The 20,122-nt window shown below is 42.2% G+C and carries 15 protein-coding genes and 1 pseudogene; 9 read left to right on the top strand and 7 right to left on the bottom strand.

Going from position 1 to position 20,122, the window contains the following annotated elements:
- Positions 1 to 9: 9 nt before the first annotated feature.
- The 4 genes from N8A86_RS07155 to N8A86_RS07140 all read right to left on the bottom strand — a co-directional run bounded on the left by N8A86_RS07155 (position 10) and on the right by N8A86_RS07140 (position 1,962).
- Positions 10 to 399: a VOC family protein gene (locus tag N8A86_RS07155; protein WP_273568410.1), complete on the bottom strand. Its 390-nt coding sequence runs from the start codon at positions 397 to 399 to the stop codon at positions 10 to 12.
- A gap of 20 nt (positions 400 to 419) precedes the next feature.
- Positions 420 to 779, bottom strand: a complete 360-nt coding sequence (locus N8A86_RS07150) for a DUF1304 domain-containing protein (protein WP_273568409.1) — start codon at positions 777 to 779, stop codon at positions 420 to 422.
- Between the two features lie 3 nt (positions 780 to 782).
- Positions 783 to 1,325: a 3-hydroxyanthranilate 3,4-dioxygenase gene (locus tag N8A86_RS07145; protein ID WP_273568408.1), complete on the bottom strand. Its 543-nt coding sequence runs from the start codon at positions 1,323 to 1,325 to the stop codon at positions 783 to 785.
- Between the two features lie 145 nt (positions 1,326 to 1,470).
- Positions 1,471 to 1,962, bottom strand: coding sequence for a CAP domain-containing protein (locus N8A86_RS07140; protein ID WP_273568407.1), 492 nt, complete (start codon positions 1,960 to 1,962; stop codon positions 1,471 to 1,473).
- A gap of 355 nt (positions 1,963 to 2,317) precedes the next feature.
- Here N8A86_RS07140 and N8A86_RS07135 point away from each other — a divergent pair.
- Positions 2,318 to 7,838: pseudogene (locus N8A86_RS07135) on the top strand (alpha-2-macroglobulin family protein).
- A gap of 972 nt (positions 7,839 to 8,810) precedes the next feature.
- Here N8A86_RS07135 and N8A86_RS07125 read toward each other — a convergent pair.
- Complete coding sequence (locus N8A86_RS07125) at positions 8,811 to 9,314, bottom strand: CvpA family protein (RefSeq protein WP_273568404.1); 504 nt, start codon at positions 9,312 to 9,314, stop codon at positions 8,811 to 8,813.
- 248 nt (positions 9,315 to 9,562) lie between these two features.
- Between N8A86_RS07125 and N8A86_RS07120 the strand changes: the two genes are divergently transcribed.
- The 7 genes from N8A86_RS07120 (at position 9,563) to N8A86_RS07095 (ending at position 16,618) form a co-directional block, all read left to right on the top strand.
- Positions 9,563 to 9,919: a hypothetical protein gene (locus N8A86_RS07120; RefSeq protein ID WP_273568403.1), complete on the top strand. Its 357-nt coding sequence runs from the start codon at positions 9,563 to 9,565 to the stop codon at positions 9,917 to 9,919.
- A gap of 125 nt (positions 9,920 to 10,044) precedes the next feature.
- Positions 10,045 to 10,353: an antibiotic biosynthesis monooxygenase family protein gene (locus tag N8A86_RS07115; protein WP_273568402.1), complete on the top strand. Its 309-nt coding sequence runs from the start codon at positions 10,045 to 10,047 to the stop codon at positions 10,351 to 10,353.
- Positions 10,350 to 12,695: a penicillin-binding protein 1C gene (gene pbpC / locus N8A86_RS07110; protein ID WP_273568401.1), complete on the top strand. Its 2,346-nt coding sequence runs from the start codon at positions 10,350 to 10,352 to the stop codon at positions 12,693 to 12,695. The genes N8A86_RS07115 and pbpC overlap by 4 nt, the downstream gene beginning before the upstream one ends.
- 74 nt (positions 12,696 to 12,769) lie before the next feature.
- Positions 12,770 to 13,117, top strand: coding sequence for a hypothetical protein (locus N8A86_RS07105; protein ID WP_273568400.1), 348 nt, complete (start codon positions 12,770 to 12,772; stop codon positions 13,115 to 13,117).
- A gap of 171 nt (positions 13,118 to 13,288) precedes the next feature.
- Complete coding sequence (locus tag N8A86_RS21985) at positions 13,289 to 14,089, top strand: FGGY family carbohydrate kinase (RefSeq protein WP_337251768.1); 801 nt, start codon at positions 13,289 to 13,291, stop codon at positions 14,087 to 14,089.
- Positions 14,083 to 14,769 (top strand): FGGY family carbohydrate kinase, encoded by a 687-nt coding sequence (locus N8A86_RS21980; protein ID WP_337251767.1) that lies wholly within the window; start codon positions 14,083 to 14,085, stop codon positions 14,767 to 14,769. Before N8A86_RS21985 ends, N8A86_RS21980 begins: the two co-directional genes overlap by 7 nt.
- 181 nt (positions 14,770 to 14,950) lie before the next feature.
- Complete coding sequence (locus tag N8A86_RS07095) at positions 14,951 to 16,618, top strand: glycerol-3-phosphate dehydrogenase/oxidase (protein WP_273568399.1); 1,668 nt, start codon at positions 14,951 to 14,953, stop codon at positions 16,616 to 16,618.
- Here N8A86_RS07095 and N8A86_RS07090 read toward each other — a convergent pair.
- Positions 16,601 to 18,001 carry an alpha/beta fold hydrolase gene (locus N8A86_RS07090; RefSeq protein WP_273568398.1) on the bottom strand — a complete coding sequence of 467 codons (1,401 nt, stop codon included), beginning with the start codon at positions 17,999 to 18,001 and terminating at the stop codon, positions 16,601 to 16,603. The genes N8A86_RS07095 and N8A86_RS07090 overlap by 18 nt on opposite strands.
- 41 nt (positions 18,002 to 18,042) lie before the next feature.
- Positions 18,043 to 19,044 carry an NAD(P)H-dependent glycerol-3-phosphate dehydrogenase gene (locus N8A86_RS07085; RefSeq protein ID WP_273568397.1) on the bottom strand — a complete coding sequence of 334 codons (1,002 nt, stop codon included), beginning with the start codon at positions 19,042 to 19,044 and terminating at the stop codon, positions 18,043 to 18,045.
- Between the two features lie 127 nt (positions 19,045 to 19,171).
- Here N8A86_RS07085 and N8A86_RS07080 point away from each other — a divergent pair, with 127 nt between their 5' ends.
- Complete coding sequence (locus N8A86_RS07080; RefSeq protein ID WP_273568396.1) at positions 19,172 to 20,083, top strand: nicotinic acid mononucleotide adenyltransferase; 912 nt, start codon at positions 19,172 to 19,174, stop codon at positions 20,081 to 20,083.
- The last annotated feature ends 39 nt before the right edge of the window (positions 20,084 to 20,122 follow it).

The following is a 20,122-nucleotide window of genomic DNA, read 5'->3' as shown; positions in this document are numbered from 1 at the left end:
GATTTTGCGCTAAGCTAATTGCGTCGCAATCCACCAACTATTGCCCGCGAAATCTGTAAAACCGCCTCTTTTGTCATCATCACTTTCTTTTTTCTCAGGTTCTTGAATCGGCTTGCAACCTAACCTCAGGGCTTTTTCAAAGGTTGCGTCCACATCTTGAACATATAAATGTACCATCTGTTGGATGGGTGTATACACTTTTGTGGCTCCCCCAATCATGATAACGGTATCATCGATTCTAAGTTCGACATGCATAATCGAACCATCGGGGCGATGGTATCTTCTTAATTCTTCGGCATCGAAAATCTGTTGTAGAAGGTCGATAAATTTTTGCACATCTTCGATCACAAAATATGGGGAGAGGGAATTATACCCATCAGGTTTATAAGGACTGCTCATAATTTTGTGTTTTAAAACCCTTATATCAAAATAAGTGCTATGGCAATGAGGGCAGGCAATGCCTGAATAAAGAATATTTTCTTTTCGACAGTCATGGCCCCATAGATTCCGGCGACGGCGACGCATCCCAAAAAAAATAATGCAACGTTGTCCTTCCAAATAGGATCTGCAATAAAATAAGTCCAAATAAGCCCTGCCGCTAAAAAACCATTATATAAACCTTGATTTGCAGCCATAGGTTTGGTAGGTTCAAAAAGTTCTGGCGGGAATTTTCGAAATACTTTCCGTCCCTTGGTCGTCCATGCGAACATTTCGAACCAAAGAAAATAGAGGTGCAGAAGTGCTACGAGTCCGATTAAGATATTGATAGCGATTTGCATAGACTAATCTTTTTGAGCTATAAACCTTTCATCAACGGGCATTACGGTTCCACAATTATCGCAGGTAAGCAACTCCTCAGAGCCATAAAAGTGTTTGAAATGTGCTAAGAAATCCTTTTCAATATCGTTGAGTGTGAAATAGGCCTCATAGAGTTTGTGATTGCAATTATCACAGAACCAGAGCAGTCCGTCATCAACTTCCATATCAGCACGTTTGCGTTCGATGACAAGGCCGATACTTCCTTCATGGCGTACCGGGGAATGGGGCACTTTGGCCGGATGCAGATACATATCACCTGGGCCTAATTTTAGCGTTTTTTTTTGCCTGTTATCTTGAATATGTATTTCAATATTTCCTTCTAACTGATAAAAAAGTTCTTCGGTCTCGTTATAGTGATAATCTTTTCTGGCATTGGGGCCAGCGACCACCATCACGATATAATCGCCGGCATCCTTGTAGAGGTTTTTATTGCCGACGGGCGGTTTTAAGGTATCTCGATTTTCTTCGATCCACTTGCTGAGGTTGAAGGGAGGTTTTATTGACATGGCAAAAAGGGTTAAAAGTTAATCGTTAACAGTGCCATTCCGATCAAACGTAACCTACGATTAACCATTAACTTTTTACTGTTAACTTTTCGCAGAAAGACGCGAAACCCCAAAATTAAGAAAAGAAAACCGCTTTCTGAGGAAGTTACCGAAAGAACAATTGTGTGTAGTAAAAAGTTCCGTTCGCATCTTTTTTAACGCTTACCGCAGTATGGGTAAATTCGCCTTCCATCGTTTTTTTATGGCTTGAACTTTCAAGCCAACCTTGAAACGCTTCGGCCGCTGAAGTATAGTCCTTTGCAACATTCTCGGCAACGAATTCGGCATTGACCTCAGAAGCGATATTCGATGCCCTTGCACTAAAATTATCATGGCTGATGCCGCCTTTGGCAATCATGTAATCATTATGAAGATTGGCATATTCGTAGGCCACGGTGCTATATTCCAATGAAGTATATCCCAAAGCGGTTCTGTGATCGTTCACAATGCCGAGCAATGCCTGCTCAAGAGCAGCATCGTTTTCCGCTTTCGGTATTTCAATCGTATCGATGGTTTCTTTGCTACAAGATGCCAACACCAATAAAAAACACGCCAAGAAGGTATATCGTGCCTTTCGGCAGACGGGCTTCAAATTCATTTTCATACAATGTTCTAAATTGTAAGTAGGTATTCGCCGTATAAGTAGGTAAAGAAGCGGTGTGGGATTCTCGTGGTAGGTCGACATGGGGTAGCCAACCGAATTGTAATGATAGCCAATTTATCGAAATCATCTTTGAGAAAACTGTTTTTTTCGATAAACGACATGATTCTATAACATATTTGTAATCCAAAACCGACGTCTTTAACACTACTTGATTTCTTCCCTACAAAGTAATAATTATTAAATGGATTTCGTTCTAACTGAAGACAGTGGTATTTGGGGCAATGTTTTCACGGTTTACCGTGATATATTTTGTTTGGAACCCAGTTACTTTTAAACAAAATATAAATCAATGCAGATCAACTCTTTTCTCCGTTTTTCACTTCTACTATTTTTACTGATTGGATGTACTTCCAAAGAAGAAAGCAATGCTGAAAATTTTGATAACCTTAATAAGTATCAAGAATATATTTCTGAAGTTTCCCACGGAATAATTTCCGCAAATTCAGACGTTCGCGTGGTACTCAACCAACCCGTCGATTCTTGGAGTCAGGGCGACGAATTGGATGATGACCTCTTACGGATTTCTCCAAGCACTAAAGGGAAAGTGGTCGCCCTGAACGACCGTACCATCGCCTTTACTCCAGAAAATGGATTTAAACAAGATACCGAATACCAATTTACGTTGGTCTTGGAAGACATTGTAAAGGATGCTCCCAAAGAACTAAAAACCTTGACCTTCGGCGTAAAAACCTTGAAACAGCAGTTCAATGTCTATACAAATCCGCTGCAATCTTATTCGAAGGAACGACAATTTATCGAAGGACAATTGCGAAGTGCAGATAGACTTTCGTTGGAAACCGCCAAGCAATTGCTTCAGGTAAAACAGAAGGGAAAAACTATTCCCATTAAGTTTGACGAGGCCATAAAAAAAGGGAATCAATTCCAGTTCAAGATTGATAGCATCCAAAGATATGAGGAGGATTCCGAACTCGAAATTTCTTGGGACGGAAGCAAATTTGATATTGATAGCAAGGGAAAAAACACCATCAAAATCTCAGGAAAGAATAATTTTACGGTGTTGGATGCCACCGTAGAAACCGGAGAAACGCAATTGGTGCTTGTCAATTTTTCCGACCCTATAAAAAAAGGGCAGAACTTCAAAGGCCTTGTGGTGCTGGAAGGCGATGCCAGTCCAAAATATTCCGTCGATGGTAATACGTTGAAAGTCTATCCGTCCATAGAACTGAAGGGAACCGCCAATCTTGAAGTTTTTGAGGGAATCGAAAGCACTGATGGGTATAAATTGAAACAAAAGTTTGAGGAACGCGTTGCCTTTGAGCAGATCAAACCGCAAGTCCGTCTGCTCTCAAACGGAACCATTTTGCCTTCTTCCAGTAATCTAAAAATCAACTTCGAGGCGGTCAATTTGAAGGCTGTTGATGTTTCGGTTCTGAAGATTTATGAGAACAACATCCTTCAATTTCTTCAGGGCAATAACTTGAACGGGAATTACAATCTGCGTTCCGTGGCAAGACCCATAGCCACCAAGAAAATCGTATTACAGAACAACCTTTCATCAGCAAACGGAAAATGGTCGGCCCATGCATTGGATCTAAAATCGTTGATTTCCCCTGAAGTCGGAGCCATATATAGGGTCGAATTCAATTATAAACCTGAGTACAGTTCGTATAAATGTGATAGCACCAATTTCGACCCCGAAACCGAGTCAGCTGATAATTTTGACGAGGAACAAGAAGACAGTTCGTGGGACGGCATCGAGACCTACTACGAAGACTATTATTACGATTACAATTGGAACGAACGCGAAAATCCCTGCGATAAATCGTATTACTACGACAAGAAAATCGGCATTAACGTTTTGGCTTCCGATATCGGTGTAACAGTAAAGAAAGGGGCGAACAAGAGCTATTTCGTGGCCGTAAACGATATTTTGAATACCCAACCCATTGCCGGTTCGAAGGTTACCTTTTATAATTTTCAACAGCAGCCGATGGGCAATGTCGTTACCGATGTTGACGGTACGGCAATTTATGATTCGGAAAAGCTCGCTTATTTCGCGATTGCTGAAAACAAGGGTCAAAAGACTTACGTAAAACTGAACGATGGTAATGTACTTTCGGTGAGCAAGTTCAAGGTTTCAGGGGTGGAACTTCAAAAGGGAATCAAGGGATTTATCTTTGGTGAGCGTGGTGTTTGGCGACCGGGAGACCAAATTTTCCTCTCTTTTATGTTGAACGATAATGCCAATGAATTGCCGGAAAACCATCCCGTAAAACTGGAATTGTTCGACCCGTATAATAAGGTTGTGCATCGTGAGGTAAAGACTGTCGCACTCAACAATTTCTATCATTTCGACTTAAAGACTGACGAAAATGCCCCGACCGGAAATTGGTTGGCAAAAGTCTCAGTGGGTGGCACATCCTTTACAAAATCGCTTAAGATCGAGACCATCAAACCGAACCGCTTGAAGATCAAGACCGAGTTCGACCAAGAAGTGCTCTCGGGCCGCAAACCGATACAAGGCGACCTGGAGGTCAAATGGTTGCACGGTGCGATTGCCAAGAATCTAAAGGCCGATATTACGGCGAAATTCAATCCCACAACGACAAAATTCGACAAATTCTCCGGTTATAATTTTGATGACCCGACCCGGAGTTTTTCCATGGAAGACCAAGTTGTTTTCGATGGAAGAATCGATGCCGAAGGCAAAACCGGTTTCAGTATCAATCCGCAACTGAACAGTCAAGCCCCGGGCATGTTGGCCGCGGCATTTATCACAAAAGTATACGAAAACGGTGGCGATTTCAGCACCGATGTCTTTACAAAACCTTATTCTCCATATACAACCTATATCGGACTCAATGCTCCAAAGGGAGACAAGACTCGTGGTATGCTCCTGACTGATACGCCTCACAAGTTCGAAGTGGTTTCGGTGGATGAAAAAGGAAGCCCCAAAGCGGCACTAAACCTGAAAGTGACCGTTCACAAAGTGAGCTGGAGATGGTGGTGGGATACCTCTGCCGATAACCTGAGTAATTTTAGCAGCAGCAATTACCATGAAAAGATTTTTGAGGAAACGATAAGTACCAATTCTTCCGGAAAAGGGAGTTTCAATTTTGAATTGAAATATCCGAACTGGGGAAGGTATCTGGTCCGTGTCGAAGATGAAAACGGAGGCCATGCAACTGGGAAGACCATTTATATCGATTGGCCAGGTTGGGCTGGCAAGTCCCGAAAGAACGATCCTTCCGCGGCTACAATGTTGGTCTTTTCTACGGATAAGGAAAAATACAATGTTGGCGAGACGGCTACGGTTACTTTTCCAAGTTCAGAAGGGGGTCGCGCCTTGGTCACGGTGGAGAACGGTACCGAGGTTTTGGAAAGTCTTTGGGTCGAAACGACCAAGGATGAGACTAAATTTCAGCTTCCGATGAGCGAGCTGTACACGCCAAATGTATTTGTACATATTTCTTTATTGCAACCCCATGCCACGACCCTGAACGACAATCCGATTCGGTTGTACGGAGTGGTACCGGTTTCGGTGGAAAATCCGGCGACAAAAATTGAACCTCAAATAACAATGCCGGAAGTTTTGAGGCCCGAGGAAACCATTACGGTCAAAGTAAGCGAAAAAAGCAAAAAAGCGATGACCTATACCATCGCCATAATCGATGAGGGTCTGTTGGATTTGACGCGGTTTAAAACCCCGAATCCGTGGGATACCTTTTATGCCCATGAAGCCCTAGGTGTGAAGACCTGGGATGTGTACGATGATGTCATCGGTGCCTTTGGCGGCCGGATCGACCAGGTTTTTGCAATCGGGGGTGATGGTGCCCTGGCAGGCGCCAAAAATAAAAAAGCGAACCGATTTGAACCGATGGTGGTGCATTTGGGGCCGTTTGAATTGAAGGCAGGCGAGACGAAATCGCATAAAATCAAAATTCCAAAATATATAGGTTCGGTGCGGACAATGGTCGTCGCTGGAAACAATGAAAAAGAAGCCTACGGCATGGCCGAGAAGACCACTCCCGTCCGCAAGCCCTTGATGGTCTTGGCCTCTTTGCCACGAAAGATTACTCCGGGTGAAAAAGTGACGCTTCCGGTGACCGTTTTCGCCATGGAAAACAAGGTCAAGAATGTGACCATTTCAATTAAAAAAGATAAGGCGTTTTCAATCGATGGGAATAGCACCCAAACCTTGTCTTTTTCACAGCCCGATGAAAAAATGGTCTATTTCGATTTGGATGTCGCCGATTTTAAGGGAATAGGAAAGGTGGTAATCGAAGCTTCTGGGAATGGCGAAAAAGCATCCTACGAAGTAGAGATCGATGTGGTCAATCCGAATCCGATGACGACCGAAGTACAGGATATCGTATTGGATGCCAATGGAAGTCAGACCATCAATCTGGAAACTTTCGGCATTGCAGGGAGTAATTCGGCACAGGTTGAATTCTCCACCTTGCCACCGATGAATTTTAACGGACGCATGCAGTATTTGATTCGGTATCCGCACGGGTGTGTTGAGCAGACGACTTCGGGCGCTTTTCCACAATTGTTTTTGACCGATATTTTTGACGTGGATTCCAATCGCAAAAAGCAAATACAGACAAATGTCGAAAGTGCCATCAAACTCTTGGGCGGCTTTCAACGGCCCAATGGCGGATTCTCATACTGGCCGGGTCAAAATAATGTAAATGATTGGGGCACTACCTATGCCGGACATTTTATGCTCGAAGCCGAGAAAAAGGGCTATGTATTGCCTATCGGCTTTAAATCGAGCTGGGTCAAATACCAGCAGAACATTGCCAAACAATGGCGTACGGGAGCGAATAATGCCGATTTGGCCCAGGCGTATCGTCTGTACGCCTTGGCACTTTCAGGCAATGCCGATGTAGCCAGTATGAACCGATTGCGGGAAACCAACAACCTTTCCAACGAGGCCAAATACCGACTTGCCGCAACCTACGGATTGATCGGACAAGCCAATGTCGCCAACCGATTGTTGGGCAATGCAACCTTGGATTTCAAGGAATACAAATACAACTATTACACCTACGGATCTTCGGATAGAAATAGAGCTATGGCTTTGGAAACTTTGGTCTTGTTAAAGGACAAATCAAAAGCCCAACAAATGGCAAAAACCGTCGCCTCGACTTTAAGCGAAAAACGATGGATGAGCACCCAAAGCACAGCATACAGCCTATTGGCCATGGCGAAATTCGCCGAATTGGTAGGTGGAAAGGGGATCAAGGCCAGCATGACCATCAATGGAAAATCGGAAAGTATCGGTACTTCCAAAACCTTGGCATCCCGTAAGCTTGAAATCAAAGAGGGAAACAATAGCATCAATTTAAAGAACGACGAGGGCAATACGCTATACGTAAGTTTGATCAATAACGGTATTCTGCCCGTTGGCGAAGAAAAAAATCGTGCAGCGAAACCTAAAAGCGAGTATGGTCTTTAAGGGCAGGGACGGTTCACGCATCGATGCTACAAAGATTATGCAGGGCACCGATTTTGTGGCCGAGGTTACCTTGACGAACACCAGTTCGAACAATCTAAAGGATATGGCCTTGACCGAAATCTTCCCCAGCGGCTGGGAAATCGTCAACACCCGTTTTACCGATTTCGGCGAATTCGCCGACAACCAAGTGACCCACACAGACATCCGTGATGACCGTGCCAACTTCTATTTCGACATGAAAAAGAATGAGACGAAGACTTTTCGAGTATTGTTGAATGCTTCATATTTGGGCCGTTATTATTTACCGGGAGTTCAAGCTGAGGCGATGTACGATAATGATTATATAGTGCGGACTAAGGGGCAATGGGTTGAGGTTGTTCAGTAGGAAGTTAGAGGTACGAGGTTAGAGGTACGAAGTGGAAAGTTATGAGTTCAGAGTTATGAGTGATCGCCTGGCAAAAAGATTTAAAATGGAAATCCCCTCTTGAGAGGGGAAAGTCCGCTTTAGCGGATAGGGGTGTGTTCTAGCTGGTCAGAAAGCTGTATGGAACACACCCGTTGCAAACTCGCGGTAGCGAAGGAGTTCGTGCCGTCAAAGTCGGGAGACTTTGCGGAGCGGGAATTCCCCCTTTGAAGGGGGAGCAAGGGGGATGTTCTTACTTGGCCAAAAGTAAAATGAATCCACCAGTTGTAAACTTGTCTGTCGACAGTGGAGAACACGGGTATGATGCTCGTTCCAACGAGAGGGTACCGAACAAGTTCGTGCCATCAAAGTCGGGAGACTTTAAAGAGCGCGAAAATTTTTATTTATTTTGAATATGGCTTATATAGTTGCAATTGTCATCTTAATCTTGTTTATTAAGTTTTATCTCAATGATAAAAGTTTTTCAAAGAAAAAGATAACTCCTTATTTAAATGCTCATAATCTTAGCTATTTGAATCATGCAACAGAATCAAAAAGGAGCATTGCAAAGAAGAAATTTGATGAAGATGTGAACCCAATATCGAATGTTTTATATGCAGTACAGTATTATGTAGTCAATTGTCTTAGTGATGAAAATAAGGAGATTAAGGTATATGTTAAATGGTATAGAAGCCGTTCGTTATTCACAAAGAGTAAGGCTTATTTTAAAAGGCAGGAATAAATAATTTGGAGAATCTTATACCGACTAAATTTTTTTTCGGCTGCCCAAAGTCGGGAGACCTTGAGCAACTCGTCACTCCATCTCACTCGCTCCCGCCAGTTTGTAACTGGTGGCGAGAAAGAAACTCACTCGGTTTCCTTTTTAACCTCCTTAAGCTGCGCAAAGTCTCCCGACTTTGGGCCACATGTTACAGCAAGCTAGGTCAAAGAACGTTATTCTCTTTCCCTTTTAACCTCCCCCTTCAAAACCGCATCAAAAACAAACGCCCCAACCTCTTTCACCGGTTCATAAAGCACAGAGTTCTGCATCGTTTCATCTTTTACCATGCCCGCAGAAGAATTTACCCTATCAAAAAAGACTAGAATCGCCCCGAGAATTACGGCTACTTTGACCACTCCGAAAATGCCTCCGGCGATTTTATTGAGCAGTCCCAGCATGGCGAAATCGGCAATTTTGGTCAAGAATTTCCCTGCTACATGCACAATTAAAACTATGGCTGCAAAGGTGATGATAAAGGCTGCGATGTTGATGTAACGTTCTTCCCATTGCATGTTTTCGGAGAGGTAATCGCCTGCGTAGTAAGAGAAATGAATGGCTCCATATATACCCGCAATCAGGGCTATGATAGAGGCTATTTCAACGAAAAGTCCGTTTTTAAGGCCTTTGTAGAGTCCGTAAAGAAGTAATAAACCTAAGATAATATCCAAGAAGCTCATAAAACAAATATAGAACTTTGTATTGTACCTTTGTGTCTTATTATGGTAGGGTTAAAAAGTTCCTCCCCTCTGACGAGGGGAGGTGGTTTTTCCACTTTATTGTGGAAAAAGCGGAGGGGTTGAAAACGCAGGCCTTGGCGTAAAAGTTTCATGACCTAATAGTACGTTAGTAAGTTTGCGGGTCAACCACCCCATTTAGCTTGCTAAATTTCCCCTCCTCGTCTGAGGAGGGGAGCCAAAAAAAGTAAATGTCAAGAGACGAACAACTAAAAAAATATTGGGAAGAACTGGTGGAAAAACTCTCCGCTCAATTTGCCGATGGTGATCCTTTAGAACTCGATGCCATCATCTATTTGGTAGGCGTTCAGGAATTGGGTCAGTACCATAGAAAATATAAAAAAGACGATAAGCTGGATTTGATGCATATCGCCATCTGCCGCTTGTTAGAACCCTACGGTTACTATGAGTTTTCACATTTCGATGAAGAAAGTTGGCCCCATTATACAATCAAGGAAGAATTGCCCCCGTTAAAAGCAGGGGAGCAATCGGTATTGATGAAGGAGGCCATTGTAGGGTATTTTTTAGAGAAGGAGTATATTAAATAACATCATTCAGAGCGAAGCGAAGGAATCTGTTTATCGTTAGGTTCGAGGTCACTTAAAGTGCAATAGGCACTTTGTAAAGCTTCAACAGATTCCCGCGCTGCGCTCGGAATGACTATACAAACAACATGCAGATCAACAAACCCTACTACGCCGTAATCTTTACCTCTATCCGTACCGAGGGCGACAACGGCTATGGCGAAATGGCAAAGCAAATGGATCATTTGGCCAAACAACAACCAGGTTATTTGGGTATTGAAAGTGCTAGGGAAGAAATCGGTATCACAGTAAGCTATTGGGAAAGCTTGGAATCCATTGCCAATTGGAAAGCCAACACCGACCACCTCTTCGCCCAACGAAAAGGTATCAAAGATTGGTATTCATGGTACAAAGTCAGGATTTGCCTGGTGGAACGTGAGTATGACTTTAATAAATGAAGAAGCTCATTTCATTCGCAAAGCAACACCCCAAAAAGCTAATTCTACTGTTGGTTCTCTTAATCGCCTACTACCTCTGCCTTCCAAAACAGCTTTTCAATACTCCAACGGCAACCGTGGTTGAAAGCCGCCATGGTACTTTGTTGGGGGCAAAAATCGCAGATGACGGCCAATGGCGCTTTCCGGTAATAGATAGTGTGCCTTATAAGTTCGAGCAATGTTTGCTGCAATTTGAAGATGCTCATTTTTACAAGCATCCAGGATTTAATCCCGTTTCGATGGTCAAGGCAGTCGGCGAGAACATTTCTGCTGGAAAAACCGTTCGCGGCGCGAGTACGCTGACCCAACAGGTAATCCGACTTTCACGAAATGGCAAAAGTCGTTCGTACTGGGAGAAGCTGATAGAATTGGTTTTAGCCACCCGGTTAGAATTCCGTGAATCAAAAGAAAACATTCTAAAACTCTATGCTAGCCATGCACCTTATGGTGGTAATGTGGTAGGATTGGATGTTGCTTCCTGGCGTTATTTTGGTTTGCAACCGTATCAGTTATCATGGGCCGAATCGGCAACTTTGGCAGTTTTACCAAATGCACCCAGTCTAATTTATCCTGGAAAGAATCAAACACGCCTACTCGAAAAACGAAATCGCTTGTTGCAAAAATTGCTATCCCAAGAAATCATTGACAGTACCACTTATGAACTTTCGTTATTGGAAGAACTTCCGCAAAAACCATATCCCTTACCGAATAGCGCACCACATTTGGTTCAACATATAGCCAAGAGCTCGAATGGGCAACGTATCAAAAGTTCGCTGGACGAAAATTTGCAACGTAATGTGAATTCCATAGTGCAAAAGTACCATCAGAACTTGCGTCAAAATCAAGTGCACAATGCCGCAGTCTTGGTCTTGGATGTAAAAACAAGGGAGGTATTATCGTATGTGGGTAATACCAAAACCACAAAAGAACATCAAAAAGACGTTGATATGGTGCAGGCAAACCGCAGTACGGGCAGCACCATAAAGCCGCTATTGTATGCCGCAATGTTGGATGCGGGTGAACTGCTTCCTGAAATGTTGGTGCCCGATATTCCTACACAGATCGCTGGCTATACTCCCGAAAATTTTAATGAAGATTATAGTGGTGCCGTTGCAGCGAAAAGTGCCTTGGCGCGTTCGTTGAACATTCCTGCGGTGCGATTGTTGCAACAATACGGATTGGAGAAATTCCGCGATCAATTGGAAGTATTTCAATTGGACGGACTAAACAAATCAGCCGATCATTACGGACTCACTTTGATTCTTGGTGGTGCTGAAAGCAACCTTTGGGATTTGTGCAAGACCTATGCAAATTTGGCCTCAACCGTTAACCATTTCAACGACACTTCAAGTGAATATTTTAGTCAAGAATTCACAGATTTGGTTTTACAAAAAGACCAGGCGGTCGGTTTCGGCAAATTGTCCACAGAAAAGACAGTTTTCGATGCGGGCAGTATTTACCTCACTTTTGAAGCGATGAAAGAGGTCAACCGCCCGGAAGGAAATGAATCATTGGAATTCTATGATAGTAGTAAAGAGATCGCTTGGAAAACAGGCACAAGTTTTGGAAATAAAGATGCTTGGGCCATCGGATTAACTGCAGACCATGTGGTCGGTATTTGGGTTGGTAATGCAGATGGCGAAGGAAGACCAAATGTGTCCGGTGTGAGCAGCGCAGCACCGATACTATTTGACGTTTTCGATGTGCTACCTAGGTCGAATTGGTTCCAAAAACCGGTGGATGAATTTGTCGAAATCGAAGTCTGTTCTGAAAGTGGATTTTTGGCTACGGATATTTGTCTGAAGCAAACAATTTCCATCCCCAACAAACAGAATTATGTAAAATCGTGCAGTTATCATCAAATCGTTCACTTAGATCCTCAACGGCAATTTCGGGTAAATTCCTCCTGTATTGACTTGTCTGAAGCAAAGATGGAACCTTGGTTCGCACTACCACCTTTGATGGAATATTACTACAAGAAATCACATCCTATTTATAAGCCATTACCTCCTTTTCGTAACGATTGTAAAAGCAATAATACAGTTCCGATGGAATTCATCTATCCGAAAAACGGAAGCCGAATTACCCTGGCCAAGAATTTCGAGGGTAAGCAGAATGAGCTTGTACTGAAATTGGCACATGCGAAACCCGAAACAGAAGTGTATTGGTATCTAGATGAGACTTTTGTAAAACAGACCCAGAATTTCCATGAAATTGGATTGCTTCCTTCGGAGGGAAATCATAAAATTACTGCTATCGATGCCTTTGGAAATGAAGTTTACGTAACGATAACGATAGAGTAGTTTTCAAGCTTTGAATTAGGGAGTTTAAGCCCTATATTTAACGTTCGGGTAAGAAAAGAAACAAGACAGAATCCATGGAATACGCTCTAGTTCGCGGTGAAATTAAGTCGGGTCATGGTGTTGCATCCGGAAAAGGCAAGGATGAGAGATATCCGGAAGGAACTTTAAAACAACAATTTGAGCATTTTCTAGAACGAGGTCTTGATTTGAGCAACTATTTCATGGGTACTATCAATTTGGATATTTCACCTTGCTCATATGAAATAAAGAAGCCAAAATATTTTTTTAAGAACATAGATTGGTCGGATTATATTCCTCCAGAGAATTTTTATTTTTTTGATGTAACCCTCTATTATAAGGATGAAACCTATAAAGGATTGGTTTATATGCCCGATTCCGAAACTAAAGAAGATCATTTTTAAATACCGAATATGCTTGAACTGATTCTTCCAAAAATAGAGGGCTTGGAATATGGTCATATGGTCATATGGTTGATATAGGGCTTAAAAAAGATCAATTTGATATAATCGCCAAGTAACCAATGGAAAACAGAATTTAACACTAGCACAGATTAGACTTAGAAAAAAAACAGTATGAAATATATCATTTCCCTAGATCAAGGTACCACTAGCTCCCGCGCCCTTCTTGTTGATGAGAATGGCAAGATACAAGGCATGGTCCAAAATGAGTTCAAACAGATCTTTCCAAAATCAGGTTGGGTTGAACATGATGCCAATGAGATTTTGGAATCCCAACTTGGGGTGCTATCCGAATTGTTGAAAAAAGAAAAGGTAAGTGCATCGGATATCAAGGGTATCGGAATTACCAACCAACGTGAAACTACCGTAGTCTGGGATAAAAACACAGGGAAACCTGTTTATAATGCCATTGTTTGGCAAGACAAACGTACTGCCGATATCTGCGAACATCTTACAAAAACTGGCCTTACAGAACACGTTCGAAAAACCACGGGATTGGTTATCGACTCTTATTTTTCAGGAACGAAAGTCAAGTGGATATTGGATAATGTGGATGGGGCCAAAGCCAAGGCTGAAAAAGGCGATTTGCTGATGGGCACGATTGATTCGTGGTTGGTCTGGAACATGACCAATAAAAAGAACCATGTAACGGATTATACCAATGCCTCTAGAACCATGATTTACGATATTGTAAATCTGAAGTGGGACGATAAAATGTTGAATGCCCTCGGAATTCCCAAGTTGATGTTACCGGAAGTGAAACCTTCGGCCCATCATTTCGGCGATTATGAAATCGATGGAGTTAAAATACCAATTGCCGGAATTGCAGGAGACCAACAGGCCGCGCTTTTCGGACAGGGTTGTTTTAAAAGGGAACGGCCAAAAACACTTATGGGACAGGTTGTTTTATGTTGATGAATACGGGAACGGAACCACAGTTCAGTAAAAATGGATTGTTGACTACCATCGCCTATGGCCTTGATGGGAAAGTGAATTATGCTTTCGAAGGAAGTATTTTTATTGCCGGAGCTGCTATTCAGTGGCTTCGCGACGGATTGGGATTGATCAAGGACGCAAAAGAAACCGAGGCATTGGCCGAATCGGTCAAGGAAGAAAGTTCGGTATATGTGGTTCCCGCATTTGCGGGATTGGGTGCACCGTATTGGGATATGTATGCCCGTGGAGCTATTTTCGGACTCACCCGAGATACCGGGAAAGCACATTTGGCAAAAGCAACCTTGGAATCATTGGCCTATCAAACCAAGGATATTTTGAAGGCCATGGAAGAAGATTCAGGCATTCAATTGAAAAACCTAAGAGTAGACGGAGGAGCTTGCGCCAACAATTATTTGATGCAATTCCAGGCCGATATTTTGGATACGGAAGTTCATCGCCCTGAGGTTATTGAGTCCACCGCGATGGGTGCGGCATTCTTAGCGGGTATCCAAGTCGGACTTTGGACCCAAGATGACATTGATCAAAACCGACCCATGAACCGAATATTCAAACCCACTTTTGATCGGGTCAAGCGGAAGCGGTTATACGAGAAATGGCAAAAAGCGGTGGAAAGAACGAAAGGTTGGGAGGAGCAGTAGAAAACGTCTTTGCGGGGAGCTGACTAAAAAGTTGAAGTAGACTATTTTATAAAGCGACGAAGCAATCTGTCGAATCTCAGTAAGATTTTCAACAGATTGCCACGTCGCCGCAAATGTTGGTACTTGATTTTGACCATTTGGTTGGCTCCTCGCAAAAACGAAGAAAAAAGAAAATTACTAAATGAAAAACATTAAATTCTCAAATCTCGATAGAACAAAAACCGTTCAAAAACTCTCCAAAGAAAAATACGATTTAGTCGTCATCGGCGGCGGGATTACGGGAGGCGGAATCGCCCTAGATGCAGCTTCCCGCGGATTGAAAGTCGCTCTGGTCGAAAAAGGCGATTTTGCTTCGGGAACGAGTAGTAAATCGACCAAACTCATTCATGGCGGCTTACGCTATTTAAAGCAATTCGATTTTTGGTTGGTCAAGGAAGTAGGTTCCGAGCGGGCGATTGTGCATAAATTGGCACCGCATTTGGTGCTTCCTGAGAAAATGTTGTTGCCCTTGATCGAGAATGGTTCGTATGGAAAATGGTTGACCTCCATCGGACTAAAGGTATATGATATTTTGGCTCAAGTGACTGGTGATGATAAGCGTAAAATGCTGGAGAAAAAGGAAGCTATGAAGTTGGAACCTTTGCTTCCAAAGAAAATTTTAAAGGGCGCTGGATATTATGCTGAGTATCGAACCGATGATGCACGTTTAACCATTGAAAATATCAAAACCAGTTTAAAATATGGTGCTGAGGCTTTGAATTATGCAGAGGTGACCGATTTTTTTTATGCCGATGAAAAGGTTGCTGGGGTCAAGGTGAAAGACGTGGTTTCTGGCACGGAATTCGAGATAAAATCGAAATATGTCATCAACGCAGCTGGTCCGTGGGTCGATGAATTGCGAAGTGTGAATAATTCGAAAAAGGGGAAACAACTGCATTTGACAAAAGGCGTGCATTTGGTCTTTCCGCATGAGAAACTCCCTGTAAAACAATCGGTCTATTTTGATGTCCCCGACGGGCGGATGATGTTCGCCATTCCTCGTGGAAAAGTGACCTATGTGGGTACGACGGACACCAATTTCAACAAGGATAAGGACAATGTGGATATCGATTTGGCCGACGCTATTTATCTATTATCGGCAGTCAACAATATGTTTCCTAAAATTGAATTGGAAATGGAGGATATTGTCTCTTCTTGGGCGGGACTAAGGCCCTTAATCCATGAAGAAGGAAAATCGGCTTCGGAACTTTCACGAAAAGATGAGATCTTTACTTCGGATACAGGTTTGATTAGTATCGCCGGCGGAAAATTGACGGGCTACCGCAAAATGGCTGAACGAGTCGTCAATCGAATCGCCAAAAAAATGGAAGAGGAGCATGAATCTAAACTTAAGGAGTGCGACACCGAGAATATTCCGCTGTGTGGCAACGATGGCTTTAAAAAGTTCAAACATGTCAAAAAATATATTGCCGAAATCTATGGAAAAATAAAATCCGATGGATTTACCGAATATGATGCGTGGTTCTTAATAACCAATTATGGAAAACAAACAGAGACCATTTTGGAAACCTATGCTTCTTTGAAAGATGAGGATATCTATATTAGAATGGCCAAAGCCGAACTACGTTTTGGTATCGACCATGAAATGGTGCAGACACCAATGGATTTCTTTATCCGAAGAACGGGCAGGTTATATTTTGATATTGATAGTGTTCGTAATCTGATGGAACCTCTCTTGGAGGAGTTCAAGACGGTATTTAAAGTAGACGAAAAACAGGTTTCTGTTTGGCGCGAGGAACTTACTGCCGAAATCGATACGCACTCCAACTTTTCATTGGAGCGGGTTTGATAAGTTCCATTCAATAGGGTTTCTTACCTCACTACAAGCTGAACTAGGCTTTTGGGAAGGGTCGTTGAGAAAATCTTCGGTAATTTGAAGAAAACAGGGGTTAACAAAATCGTGACTTTCATCTGAAAAAATGATCCCATAACCGTTTTTTAAATGCTTCAAAGCTTCTTGGGCATAGCTAGGGGGAGTAACTGGATCTAAACTGCCACTCACCAAAAGCGAAGGAATTTCAGAAACTACGGGTTGGTTTTCAAAGCTATCGGATCTCAAAGAATGCCAATTAGCCAAGGACATGTAGTTTAAATCGAAGGTAACAGGTAAAAACTCACCAATTTTAGACTCCATTGCGGCTTTTTTCAAAGCTTCTGCCTCATAAAAAGGAATTTCTTCATAAGCGGTCACAGAATGGTTCATGGGCCAATTAACAAGATTACTCAAATATTCGACAAATTTTAAGACGTTGACAAGAGGTTCGGTTTCTCCATTTTCCAATGCTTCAATAAGTAATGGTATAGTACCTATGTAATAGCGATTGAAAAGAGACAAGTGGATTAATAACATAGCATCTTGGGAATTGAGCACAAATGGTTTTCCTTCATAGTCAAAACGCAAAGGTGCTGTTTGTATTTTCCTTAATGCATTCAATAAACGCTGTGTCAAATTAGGATATCGATTATTGCAGTCCTCATTATTCTTACAACGCTCAAGAACTGAAAAAAGCGATTTTTCAAAATTTAGGATATAATTTTCAAATAAATTCGATTCTGGAGCGAAAACCCCCACAAGTACTGAACTTCGAACACTGTTTGGAAAATCTCTCATTATGGTCAAGCCTAGCCGAGTACCATAGGAACCTCCAAATAGATTCCATTTTTTATACCCTAACGCTTTGCGCAGATCTTCAAAATCAGCGGCATTTTCTCTACTGTTATATCCAGCAAGGTCAACACCATCCTGTTTCATTAATTTCTTGCAGTCGGACATCAGGGCGCTCAAAGTCGTCGTTTCACTTTCTTGGCCAAGGTCTTCTCGCATGATGGCAAACATGGCGTCACCCACTTTGGTACAGTTGGCTTCCGATTCGCCAGTGCCCCGTTGATCCATCAATACAATATCTCTCTCATTTCGAAGCGGATGGTTTATCCACATTTCTTCGGTGACCAAGGTTGCCCCGCCGGGGCCGCCCATCAAAAACACAATAGGTGCCTTGCCAGAAGTTGTGTCCTTCGCCTTCAAAACCTTATAGACTAATTTGAGAGTACGGGAATTTGGATTGTCTCGGTTTTCAGGGACTTCTAAAATACCATCTATTGTTATATCGGGAGGGGTCGCATTGCAACTAAATAGGAGCGTGATAAAAAGTAATAGGATATATGAACGCATACTAATACGGATTGATTGATTCTAAGATAGGGAAACTATTTTCAATCCAACATATCGGTCAATTCCGAAAAAACCTTTTTCGCATTCTTTCCTTCGTACAACACTTCGTGCACTGCATCTATTATCGGCGTTTTGACTTTTTTCTTGAATTTTGACTTAAGTTCGAACGCACTTTTTGTGGCATAATACCCTTCCGCCACCATACTCATTTCCATCTGTGCGCTTTTAACGGTATAGCCCTTACCGATCATATTACCGAACATTCGATTTCGGCTAAAGGTTGAATATCCCGTTACCAGCAAATCCCCTAAATACGCTGAATCGTTAATATTGCGGTCGATTTTATGAATGCGTTTCGTATAACGTTTCATCTCACGAATGGCATTGCTCATTAGAACACTTTGAAAGTTATCGCCATAGCCCAATCCGTGGGCAATACCTGCGGCAATCGCATAAATGTTCTTGAGCATGGCGGCATATTCGGTACCGATAATGTCTTTCGTAATCTTTGTTTTGATATAATCGGTTTCAAGATTTTTTGCTACGAACTTTGCCTTTTCTTTATCGGCACAGGCTATTGTCAAATAGGACAATCGCTCCATGGCAACTTCCTCGGCATGACAAGGCCCTGTAATGACCCCGATATTCTCAAATGGAATATCGTATTTTTCATGAAAATGTTCCCCAACAATAAGGCCAGATTCTGGTACGATACCTTTTATTGCGGAAAAAATGATTTTATCCCTTAAGGAAGTTGATAGTTTTTTTAGTTCGTCACTCAAAAAAGCGGAAGGTATTGCGAAAATCAAAATACCCGCTTTTTCAACAGCCGAATTTATATCATCTGTTAAATCTAATTTATTAATATCGAAAGTGACCGAAGTCAAATAATTGGGATTGTGTTTCTGGATTTTTATAAAACCTACGGCATCTGAATTTCGCATATACCAACCCACTTTTTCCTGATTGACACACAGCATTTTTACGATGGCCGTCGCCCAGCTTCCGCCTCCCAAAACAGCAAAACGTAATTCTTCATCCATACCAAAATGATTATTCGGTCAAATGTAATTAAAAATTGAGGCAACGCCTTACAGATTGATTTTCAAATAGTTGCAAATAACGGCACAATCCTTGTTTTATAAAATTCGAATTTGAACACCTTTTATTATGAAAGCAAAACTACTATTCGGGCTGGCGCTCATCGGAACTTTAATAACATCCTGTTATACAGAAACAATTGTTCATGACGATTTTATAGAGGAATCGGCATTCAATACCGATCAGGTTTTGCAGTCGTATGATCTTTGGTATATCGATATTAATGCGACCCAGGGTAATGGGGAAGTGCCATTTTTACAACGTGCCTTTACTATTTCTTTTGATACAGGCACCGTATATGCCAACAATAATATTGTGGGAATCGGTAAGACCGGAAACGGCTTCGGAATCGATGTGGGTTATTACAGCACCCTTCGCGGAACCGTAGAAATCGACCACGATGCTGACGGACTTTGGCTGTTGGATGTCTTTGCGGTTAACGGAAACACCATCGAACTTTATGATTCTAGATCGGATACGTCTTATTATATGAAGGGATATAACATCAACAACTTCGATTATGACTTTGTTTTCTATGACAATATCAACTATTTCCTTCAAGAATACGATGCTTGGGAAAAGACCTATGCCAGTGAAGAAGGTGCCTTGAACGATTTTGATGATGAGAACTTTTTACAATTTCTTCCATCCTTTTTTAGGTCCTCAATCGATGCTCCCGGTACAGCGGTTAGCAATTTGCAATGGGATTTTGAGGGCGATTATCAGGTGTACGACGTAGAAAACGATGAAACGCTTAAAACTTTAACACTCGCTTATGATACCATGGGCAATGATTACTTTGAACTCTACGTTATTAATGATAGTACAATCGAGCTGTACCACCCAAGTAGCGAAACGGTATATGAGTTTAAAGGAAGAGGGTATCAGCAGTACTTGAAATCGGGCAAGGGCTCGACGGTCAAGAAAAGACAAAAAACTTCGAATCCTGTAATGAAAGTCAAAAGATTACGACAATTATAGGAGAAAGAAATATTAAAAAAGATAAAAGTCCGAGACTGT

The sequence above is a fragment of the Maribacter halichondriae genome (assembly GCF_027474825.1).
Classification (GTDB): domain Bacteria; phylum Bacteroidota; class Bacteroidia; order Flavobacteriales; family Flavobacteriaceae; genus Meishania; species Meishania halichondriae.
This window is presented reverse-complemented; position numbering and strand designations above follow the sequence as displayed.